Source organism: Rheinheimera baltica DSM 14885 (assembly GCF_000425345.1).
Lineage (GTDB): Bacteria > Pseudomonadota > Gammaproteobacteria > Enterobacterales > Alteromonadaceae > Alishewanella > Alishewanella baltica.
Genome location: NZ_AUDG01000013.1, coordinates 19,845 through 30,133, shown reverse-complemented (window position 1 = coordinate 30,133; position 10,289 = coordinate 19,845). Strand labels below are relative to the sequence as shown.

8 protein-coding genes are annotated in these 10,289 nt (G+C 41.7%); 7 read left to right on the top strand and 1 reads right to left on the bottom strand.

Translation table 11 applies throughout. The features are described 5' to 3' along the window. Positions 1-2 precede the first annotated feature (2 nt). From H595_RS0106760 to H595_RS0106735, 6 genes are all read left to right on the top strand, one after another. Complete coding sequence (locus H595_RS0106760; RefSeq protein WP_027670531.1) at positions 3-1,511, top strand: TnsD family Tn7-like transposition protein; 1,509 nt, start codon at positions 3-5, stop codon at positions 1,509-1,511. After that, positions 1,508-3,109, top strand: a complete 1,602-nt coding sequence (locus H595_RS0106755) for a Tn7-like element transposition protein TnsE (protein ID WP_205623185.1) — start codon at positions 1,508-1,510, stop codon at positions 3,107-3,109. Before H595_RS0106760 ends, H595_RS0106755 begins: the two co-directional genes overlap by 4 nt. 84 nt (positions 3,110-3,193) lie before the next feature. Then, positions 3,194-4,708, top strand: a complete 1,515-nt coding sequence (locus tag H595_RS0106750; RefSeq protein ID WP_027670529.1) for a ParB/Srx family N-terminal domain-containing protein — start codon at positions 3,194-3,196, stop codon at positions 4,706-4,708. Further along, entirely contained in the window at positions 4,708-5,598 is an 891-nt protein-coding gene (locus H595_RS0106745) for a DNA adenine methylase (RefSeq protein WP_027670528.1), read from the top strand. The genes H595_RS0106750 and H595_RS0106745 overlap by 1 nt, the downstream gene beginning before the upstream one ends. Positions 5,599-5,674: 76 nt before the next feature. Then, positions 5,675-7,243, top strand: coding sequence for an AAA family ATPase (locus H595_RS0106740; RefSeq protein WP_027670527.1), 1,569 nt, complete (start codon positions 5,675-5,677; stop codon positions 7,241-7,243). Between the two features lie 831 nt (positions 7,244-8,074). Further along, positions 8,075-8,716: a DUF6904 family protein gene (locus H595_RS0106735; RefSeq protein ID WP_027670526.1), complete on the top strand. Its 642-nt coding sequence runs from the start codon at positions 8,075-8,077 to the stop codon at positions 8,714-8,716. A 60-nt stretch (positions 8,717-8,776) separates the two neighbouring features. Here the strand turns inward: H595_RS0106735 and H595_RS21755 are convergent, their stop codons facing one another. Next, the gene (locus tag H595_RS21755; RefSeq protein WP_051219763.1) at positions 8,777-9,067 is read right to left on the bottom strand and encodes an antitoxin of toxin-antitoxin stability system; all 291 of its coding nucleotides are present in this window, start codon (positions 9,065-9,067) and stop codon (positions 8,777-8,779) included. A gap of 396 nt (positions 9,068-9,463) precedes the next feature. Here H595_RS21755 and H595_RS0106720 point away from each other — a divergent pair, with 396 nt between their 5' ends. Continuing rightward, entirely contained in the window at positions 9,464-10,219 is a 756-nt protein-coding gene (locus tag H595_RS0106720) for a hypothetical protein (protein ID WP_037053946.1), read from the top strand. Positions 10,220-10,289: the final 70 nt, after the last annotated feature.

Genomic DNA, 10,289 nt, shown 5'->3' with positions numbered 1-10,289 from the left:
GTATGCTGGGCTTTCCTTTGCCATATCGCGATGAGCTGCTTTACAGCGTCATCGCCAGGCACGGGGTCCATAGCGGCATCGTATCGCCAAAAGAATTACTGCAGGAGGTGTTTGCTGACACCAAGATCATTGCTACCCCTGATTTACCCGGTCATTTGAAGTTGGTCGCTGCTTTGTACCCACCGAAAGTTGGCCCAACATCGCTAGATTTGTTGTACAACCATACTCTTTTTCCGCTGTATGCTCCTTTTATTGGTGAGCAACGCCGTCAGCAACTCTGCAATGAGCTGATAGCAAATAAACGACACAGTGCGCATGTCGCTGCAGGAGTGGCCGCTTCGCGCATTAAGCAGCCGGAATATCTGCGATACTGCCCTGGTTGTATGCAAGCGCAATACAGTCGTTACGGTGAATGCTATTGGCAAAGAGGCTGGCAGGTCGCTGGTACCAGGGATTGTGTGGTTCATGGCGCTTTACAAAATGCACCAATACACCGGCATGATGTGCATCGTCATCAGTACCAGGCTGCTTGCTTTCAAGTCTGTGTTATCAAACAACAGGCGATAGGCTGCTGGCAGAGCTGCTTAATCGCCACAAGTATCGAAACATTGCTAAATTTCAATGGGTTACCGGTACCTGAGTTGGTGCAGTGGGGGAACTGGTACCATGATTTGGCCGATGCGCAGGGTTTCTGCTGTGGCCGACAGGTAGAACATGAGAAGATCAGTGCCAAAGTGATCGGCTTTTGGGGCTACGAATGGTTAGCAAGCCTTGATTTGCTGCCAGAATGCTCAGAAAACTGCTGGTTAAAATCAATATTCCGTAAGCATCGTAAAGCTTTTAGCTATCTGCAGCACTTGATTGTGCTGCACGCTTTTCTCAAGCCTGCCTGGTGTTTCACCGAAGTGATGCAACAAGTTGCTTCATCAAGGCATCCTGCAAAAGTAACGCCGCCTCAAGTAGCTGTATCGGATAATACGCAACTGGATAATTACCGCAATCGTTGGCTATCAGCTGCTCGCCGCTATAGTACCAAGCTAGCGCGTGAGAATGGCTTTGGAGATGTGTATGCCTGGTTATATCGGCATGATCGAGACTGGCTAATGGCAACCAACCAGCAATATTGCATTAAGCCGAATACGTGCCAAGTAAAAACAGATTGGCGAAAGCGTGACCATGAGAATGTCAGAACGCTAATACAGCTTCGTGATGCAACAGAGCAAGATCTCTGGCTGCCAAGGCGAACAATGAACTGGTACTTGGCACAATTGCAGCGCAAAGCCACCATTGAAAAAAACTTAAAGCACTTGCCACTGTGTCGTTTGTTTTTTGATCGGCATTGTGAAAATATAGAGCAATATCAAATAAGAAGAATTACCCGCATCGTTATTCGCCTGAACTTAGCCGGTGAATATTTAAAACGCTGGCAGGTGCTTCGGTTGTCTGGACTGAGTGAAGAGCGACTCACAGAATTGGCGCGGGAGTTTTTGCAGGAGATCATTGGAATTTGACCGGCTCTATCCACTTAAATGGATTTAAAGACGATACTTGGCTAAATGGTATCGGAGATCTGTTTTGTAAAACAGATGGCGTACGTTGGGGCGTTAACTTAAGCATTTACCCGAGTAAGGAAGCAGGGTCTGATTCAACATCACTATCCAACGCGCCTTTGTTGGTGCGTAAAAACGTCATCAATCCAACCAAAGATTATTACCCGAATAGCCATGAGCAAAGTTTCGAAATCACCACAACACGGGATTGGGATGTCGTTCGGCTTAAAAGTTGTCCTGCCCTCGAGCGTCAATTGCCAAAAGAGCTGGAGCAGTATTGTTTTGAATTCAGCATTGAGGAAGGAATACGCGTTTTCTTGCCACAGTTTGAGCTGGCACGGGCACTCTTTTTTCATAATGCTTATCTGGCCCGTTCATCCGTATTGCACGATGTGCTGAGTAATGAGTTCATCACAGAAACTGAACCGAAATTAAATTGGGCAAACATTCATGTACTTGAAACTTGTAACTGCCCAATAGAGTTATTCAGTGATTATGGCTTTCGTAGGCATCTTTCCTGGTTGTTGCTGGATGAGAGTGTCAGGTACTCATACGAGAGCATCAGCAGATACCAATTGATACATGGTATCAATAGTGGCCTTTATCGACGCTGGACCTTTCAGTTCGACCCACCACCACTTCAGGGGGTGATGTTAAATGTTCGGGGACGTTTCGAGCCGGTCAGCCGGACCTTGCTGGTTTATGAAGTTTTGAGTATCTGTAAGATCAAGTCAAATGTGCCATCATTGATTGAGTTTACCAGTCCTAAGTTCAGTACTTCGGTTAGTGGAAAAGGTAGCGCTGCCGGAGGGGATGCCAGTCGTCCAGATGGGCACAATTTGGATGATGAAACTGATGGCAGCCGGGAAAACAACCCGGTAATGCTCAAAGTAAACCAAGTCAAATTTGAGTATGAGCGTGCTTTTGAAACCTGGAAAGTGAGCAAGAAAAATAAGCCCACAGGCCGTGGCCGGGAAAACGATGATGAGGCCGCTGAAGCATCGCAGGAAGTAAGTAGCGAAGAGCAAGGGCCTGGCGGTGACTTACCAAGTGCAGAATGGGATGCATTGAATGAGCAGACAGACGATGCTCACCTGTACCTAAACAAATTCAGCAGTTACTTTGAAATGCTGAGATTGCTCGAAGAACTGCATGGCTGTAAGGTAATCAGGTACCCTCTCAGGAAGCTGCCGGCAATCGGTAAGTGTAAGATGCATATACTGAAAACAGATGGTAACCCAAGGTGCATATCAGTGGCTCAAATTACTGCCAGCTCAACCTCGTACTACCTGCTCGAAGTCGACACATCGGATGCAAGCAAGGCCCTGTCTACCAAAGTTATCATCGCCAGTGCTATTGGCGATATCGAGCCTCACTTATTCGACATTGAAAAACAGCTACTTAAGGCATCCTTGTCTTGGCCAAAAGAGCATTTTGACAAGTTGGTTGGCGAAGACAGCCACACTTGGGTGCCGCATCAGAAGTCGAGTAAAGCCGGTGCATTGACTACCGATGAAATTGTAAAATGGGGAGCTAGAATATATAGGCAGTTAAGCTGAATTATAAAAGGTTACGTTATTTCTTACGTCGGTGTATTCTAATACCTATTAGGGAAAATTATCAGTAAATAAGTTGTCCAGAATATGTCAAAAGAAAATAAAAATTGGTGGGAAAACAGAGTTTTACGCTCGGTTGATAATTTGAAGCTGTGGCATGACAATCCACGACTTGACCCAGCTAATAAGTTAATTACTGTTAGAGATTATGTCGAAGAACTAATCGCAGATCCAACTGACGAGCAAAAATTTATTGATCTGATGAAGTCAATTGCCACAAGGGGCTTCTTGTCTTTTGACCCAGTAGTTGTCTGGCAAAATGAGGATCAACACTTTGTTGTTGCAGAGGGTAACCGCAGAGTTATGGCACTCAAGTTACTGCGCTCCCCTGATAAAGCACCGTTGTCTATACGCAAAACTGTGGTAAGCCTGTCACGCACAGTCGATCGTGATGCTATTGAAAAAATTAGAGTATGTTTGGCACCGTCTTACGAAGAGTGCCGTTGGTATATTCTGCAGCGACACTCTCCATCAGCAAGTGATCAAATTAGGTGGCAGCGTCTCCAGCAGCAACGATTTATCATCAATGTTTTTGATTCAGTTGGGCAAGATATTGAAGAAACGATCAACTTAACTGGGTTTAAAAGAGCCGCAATAATTGATGCGCTGCGCTACGTAAAAATTCGAGACATAGCGACTCACCCTGATGTTACTAAATATCTAACATTAGAAGAGCGAGAGCAGGCTTATAGTCACCGGATAAGCATGACTGTGTTGGAGCGCTGGTTTGGTAATAGTCAGGTAAGGGCCGCTTGGCATATTGAGTTTGACGACTCTGGAGTTCTTATTAACGCTGATGCTAACAGTTTTTACGTAGCATACGCCAAATTTTTGAAACTTATGTTGAATAAAAACAATGAACTGGGTTTTATGGTGAATACTCGAACTATAGACTCAAAGTTCCAAGAGATTTTTGATTATTTACCCAAAGTTAAATCCATAAATGAAGTAGAATCAACTAATGTTGCGCTCCCCACACAAGATAACCCATCTGTGTTGAAAATAGATAATTCACAAGACAACAGTAATATCGATTTAAAGCCGGAATTAACACCGGAATTAACACCAAAAACATCACTTAAAGGTAATCCTAAGAGACGCCAATTAACTGATAAATACCATAGAATTACGCATTCAAACTACAAGATTAAGGCTCTGTTTGAAGAGTTGCAAGGTCTACCGGTTTACAAGTATCCAAATGTCTCAGCTGCATCAATACGTATATTTCTCGAGTTAGCTGTTGATGAATATATCAACAGTAGTGAACTAAAAGTAGAGATGGCCAGAAGGGAAAAAAAGGGCTATCATGAAATTACTCTAAGTCAAAAGCTCACAATTTTGCGCGGAGAGTTTATAGATGATCGTGATGCAAATAAAGTAATTGACCAGCTGTTACATAATAGTAATGACCATAGTTTGAATACGCTTAATGAGTATATTCATGGCAACAAGGTACATAAGGTAGAGCCTCAGTTTCTAAATCGGTTTTGGGATATGCTCTCACCTTTGCTAAGTATACTGATTAACTTGAAGGAAATTTGATGTTCTGCTCTCCTCTAAGATATCCGGGTGGGAAATCCAAGCTTACAGCATATGTCCTTGAAACCATGAAGCTCAATGGGCTTGAGGGAGCTTCCTATGTAGAGCCGTTTGCTGGAGGCGGTGCTATTGCATGGTATCTGTTGTTAAATAACCATGCCAGAAGAGTCTATATCAACGATCTGGACCCTGCTATTCATGCATTTTGGTACTGTGTACTTTATAAAACAGATGAGCTTTCTGAGTTAATCCGGACTACCCCTGTCACGATGGATGAATGGTATAAGCAGCGGGATATATACAGGGAAAAGCCCACAGGTTATCTGAAACTTGGTTTCGCTACGTTTTTCTTAAATAGGACCAATCGGTCTGGAATTATAAAAGCAGGTGTTATTGGCGGCCTGGAGCAAAATGGTACGTATAAGCTTGATTGTCGATTTAATAAAGAGCGATTGATTGAGCAAATAAACGCAATTGCTGTAAGACGCGCTGACATAAGACTAACTAATTTAGATGCAACTCAATTTATAGAAGAATATGTCCCTGATATTGAAGGGCTTGCATTAATCAATATAGATCCGCCTTACTATGTTAAAGGCAAAGGGTTATACCAAAACTTTTTTGAACATGATGATCATTATCGGCTATTTGAAAGCATTAAACGCATCAAACAACCGTGGATCGTTACTTATGATGACACTCCTGAAATTTGCGGGATTTACGCAGAATATTCCCCTGAGTCCTTTGGCTTGACTTACACTGCTCAAACTAAGTGTAAAGGTTCTGAAGTGATTATTCATTCTCCTGAATTGACTAAGACAGGCTTTAAGCCCGATATAACTTTTGCAGAAGTAAAAAGGTTTTATCGCCAAAAAATCTCTCAGCAGGCATGAGTTTCTTTTAGAGTGCTTGTAACTAACGACCAATAGGTTGAATAATCATTTTACATAGGATGTATAAGAGTTAGTAATGATTATTAATAAAGTAAGTATAAGCTTATTTAGAGGCTTTAAAAACGTTGAGTTTTCTCTTGGTGATTACATCACGTTGATTGCAGGTCAAAATGGCACTCAAAAAAGCACTCTATTAGGGATACTCACCCAGACATTTACTATACCGCCGAGTGGACACCCTTTCTCAAACGAAAAACCTTTAACGGGCGGCTCTTTTCGTTCAGCCTTTCAGGACAAATTCAGGTTGTCACCGACTCTTGATTTACCTGGCGAGCATCACTGGACTCTTTATTTGCGAGAAAAAGATTTCCACCCAGATACTGATGAAGATGGCGGATTTGCAATTGAGAGCATTGCGAGAAAATCTCTAGAACAGGAGAGCATTCGTTTTTGGCAGAAAGGGAAAAGAGATGCTGGTAGTGGTTACGTGCAGTTGCCGGTCATATTTTTAAGCCTAAAGCGTTTGATACCTATAGCCGAAGCTGGCAGGGTCAAAGAAAAAGACATTCAGTTATCAGACAAAGAGATAGCCTGGTTTTCAGATAGTTATAATAAAATCCTGCTAATCAGTGATAATCTTGAATCTGTTGATTATTTGGAAAGTAGCAATAAAAATACTATTGGAGTTACTACTGATTACTATGACTGGAACTCCAACTCAGCAGGGCAAGATAATCTAGGAAGAGTATTACTTGCAGTAATTTCATTTCAGAGATTAAAAAGCAAGTATCCTAAAGAATATAGAGGCGGAATTCTTGCTATAGATGAAATTGATGCAACTCTATATCCAGCATCTCAGGTCAAGTTATTAGAATTTTTGAGTTCTGTTTGCAGTAAGAGTGACATTCAAATTATTGCCTCAACGCATTCGCTACATCTTCTTGAAAAAATTTGCGAATTGAAAAGTTCTAAAGGGCGAGAGAAGCAGTTCAATACAATTTACCTTACAAAGGTTGACGGTGAGGTATGTGCGGAAGAGAGTCCCAGCTTTGAAAAAATCACCTATAATCTAAATGCTGCCATAGGGAAAAAAATATCTGTACCTAGAATACCCGTTTATACTGAAGACAAAGAATGTATCCATTTTACGAAAGCTCTGCTTGGTCAAAAGTTTAAAGGCCTTGATTTTCCTGGAATAACCATGGGCTGTGGCAACCTTATTCAATTAGGTCAGAAGAAAGTTGCCAGCTTTACCTCTCCAAATTCGATTGTAGTGCTTGATGGCGATGCTCGAGATAAAGTTAAGGGAGCAAAATTAAAAAACTATATTTGCTTGCCTGGAAAAATCAATCCAGAAGGAATGTTAGCGAACTTTTTATTTGAGCTATCCGATAAGAGCACTTTTTGGGAGGAAAAAATAGCTGGTTACTCAAAACAAGTTTGCTTTAAAGATTATGCATTAAAAGAAATTAGAGCAAGTCGAGTTAAAGCTAAAGAGTGGTATAATCAGCAGTTAGAGTCTGGCGCTTGGGGAAGAGAAGCTCGCAACGCGTTTAATTACCTTTTAGAATCAATTCCAGATGAAAAAACTCGTTTTCAAGACGATTTTAGGAAGGCATATGTAATGGCGAGGCCGGGTGGTTGAGGCTTTAGTTATATACTTTTAGTATGAAACTTTATTACTCAAAATGACTTGGTTTCGGTAGTTTTTTGCTATTCAGTATGAAACTATAATTTATCTAGTCGGTATCCCCTGCACAGCAATAAAGGGCCTAGAGAGCATATCAGTATGAATCTTTATTACTCTCCCACAATAAATGTGGGTGTGGTTGGACAAAATAGTTCTAAAGTGGACAAAATAGATCTAAATTGATGTTTCATTAGGTTTTCGTAACATACTGATAAACCTTGTCATCTTGCTTTAGTTGGGTGTTTAATCTTCCTCTTACAGATAAAAATCACTCAATTTACTTTAAAACTATTTTGTCGTAAGTTCAGGCATTTCAGCCAAAATATGCCGCCTGTAGCTCAATTCACTTTAGAACTATTTTGGCAATAAACAGTGGGATTAAAATAAAGTGTCATCCCGAAAAATAGAGATGCATCGTTAAAAATATAGTTTCATCATAAATAGCTGCTTTCCGAAGCAGCTTTTTTATGCTTGAAATTCCGGATATATTTCGGCATGCCGAAAATAGCTTATCGTCCTTAAACGGCACATTAGTGTGTTTGATTTCAAATAGAAGTTGGCGTAATATTTGTTCTGAAGATTAAGTACGTTCAACTACAGCGTGGCCACCAACCAGCGCTACGAAAAGACCGCCATACCAAGGCGGTTTTTTCATATGTATTCCGGATGTTAATAGTGATTTACTTGGTCCGGTACAACCAATACAAATTTCGGCATGCCGAAATTGTTCAATTTTGCTTCAAATACACATTCGCTACTCAGTAAGGGCCACCCAAAGGAGAGGAAATGCTGGAGTTCAGACTAACCCCTAATCATGCCGGCATTGCGCTTTGGGGAGACTTTTGCACATTATCCCGACTACATGAATTTGTTCATCATGTGGTGGAGCAAAGCGACTATATTGAGGATAAAGAGGGCTTTGTGCTGGGCCTGGCTTATGATTTCCGCAAGGCTTATCAGGGCGAGCGCAGTGAAGAGTATCGGGGGGACTTTGAAGATGAGCGATACCGCATTTTCGGTGTTGAAATTCTTTGGCCTGTGTTGCTTACACAGATAGGTATATTACGCCAAGCGATGGCATTTATTCCAACCAGCAAGCTTGATCAGGCCGTGATGTTTGAGTTGGAGTATGTTGTTGAGTCAGCGGTTCGCTCTGCGATGCCAGCCGCTGCCGATGAAATCATATTCAGAATAAAGGCGATAGGTAATGCATCTTACATGCATGTCGATAGTATTCTTGATAGTCGGATCAGTTATTTTATCAGACTCTCCCCGCAGCAACGCCTGACAACCTTGGCAAAAGTGTTACAAACGTTTGACCCTATGTATGGCATCATGGCGCTCTCAGACGCCAAATTCAGTCCCGATGTCATACCACCAACGGCATTCACCAACAGCGGCGAGGATTGGCCGGATTTTGAGTGGTAAGCCTCGATGACTGTTTTATCTTCTATGTTGTCACCAGGCCTAACCGTGGTATTTAACTGACTAACGCTTGAGCTTTTTTGCCATCTCGGTAGCCAATTTCTCCATCTCAATATCTGGGGCGGTGAACTTGGCTTGGAGGTGTTTCAGTGAAGTAGTACCGCGCTGGGCAAACTCACAAAATGCCGTCATTTCTTCAAACAGTGACGCCGGCACCGCATAAAATTGGATCTGATTATCAGATAGCACAGCAATTGCATCACCTTTCGCTTCTGCAAGCGCAGCAGTTGGGTTCGTTATGAACTTTCCTATTGATATGGTAGGAGTACCATATGTTTTGGTGGCATATGTCATTCCAATACTGTGTCAGGGATAGCCGTATAAGCTAGCTTTACCTACTGTTGAGACCAACAATCAGTGCCTCTGCTTGAGATTGTTGATCCTCGGTCAGTTGATTAAAGCCCAACAACTTGACGGCGGCACGCAGTTTTTTCATCTTTTTTGAGGCTCAATAGTTACTATGCCATTCGTCACTATGTATTTAACTATTCGGGTTAGACTTTTATGGTGCGGTAAGGATAGGATGTGTCGTACTACCAGAAACAAGTGAGCCACCTAAAAAGGTGGCTCTTAAACTCGCTACCTGTTGTCAATACTCGTTAGAGCGTAAGAGGACAGGGCTATCACAACAAGAGGCTATGCCTCAGTGCATACAAATATACATAATAAATTTAATAAGGGCAAATGTTTGTGGATTTAGACGAGATAAAACAGGGACTATCCACTGAAAAGCTTGAAACTTATAGACAAGTCTTAGAATGCAAATCAGACAGTGAGGTAATTGCCGTATACATGGCTATGCAGGGGATTATGAGTCACTTCTTTACCGTTGTTCAGTTATTAGAAGTTACGCTAAGAAACTCTATACATAAAGCAGTTACCGCTCAGTTCAAAGACGATGAATGGTACAAACGTGTCCCGATCAGTGAAGAGTCCAGAAAACAAGTCAGCTTTGCCGAGCAGCAATGCATTGAGGAGATTGGCGCTAAGTATTATACCAGCGGTGATCTTGTCTCTCGATTACCCTTCGGTTTTTGGGTCCACATGCTACATAAGGATTACAACAACCCTCGGGATAAAGAACATAATATTTGGCAGTTTCAACTTCACAAATGTTTTCCGAATGCTAAACAGCAGAATGTATCGCTTAATACCATTTTTCAGAAAATGGGGACGCTCAATCGTTTCAGGAATAGATTATTTCATCATGAGCCAGCATGGAAATCACGCCAAACCAAAAATCGTAGCGATGCTATCAGTTATTTGAACAGCATGTACGGGGAGCATATGGAGGCTATAGAACTGCTCTCTTCCAGTAAACGTGAATTGATTTCTTTGTTGGGCTTTGATGCAAAATTTACAGACGAATGTGATATCAAAAATTTAGATAGATTTGAATTACTGCTGAATCCAGAAAAGGAAGAAGAGAAAGCTCAAGCAAATTAAGTTACTTCACTTAATCCATGCAAGAGAACATGAAACTATTTATTAAACAATGTTATTGTACTAATCTATA

Bases quoted from the DNA above. Each gene is read 5' to 3' on its own strand.
- H595_RS0106760 (WP_027670531.1), top strand. From the start codon at position 3: ATGCTGGGCTTTCCTTTGCCATATCGCGATGAGCTGCTTTACAGCGTC.
- H595_RS0106750 (WP_027670529.1), top strand. From the start codon at position 3,194: ATGTCAAAAGAAAATAAAAATTGGTGGGAAAACAGAGTTTTACGCTCG.
- H595_RS0106745 (WP_027670528.1), top strand. From the start codon at position 4,708: ATGTTCTGCTCTCCTCTAAGATATCCGGGTGGGAAATCCAAGCTTACA.
- H595_RS0106740 (WP_027670527.1), top strand. From the start codon at position 5,675: ATGATTATTAATAAAGTAAGTATAAGCTTATTTAGAGGCTTTAAAAAC.
- H595_RS0106735 (WP_027670526.1), top strand. From the start codon at position 8,075: ATGCTGGAGTTCAGACTAACCCCTAATCATGCCGGCATTGCGCTTTGG.
- H595_RS21755 (WP_051219763.1), bottom strand. From the start codon at position 9,067: ATGACATATGCCACCAAAACATATGGTACTCCTACCATATCAATAGGA.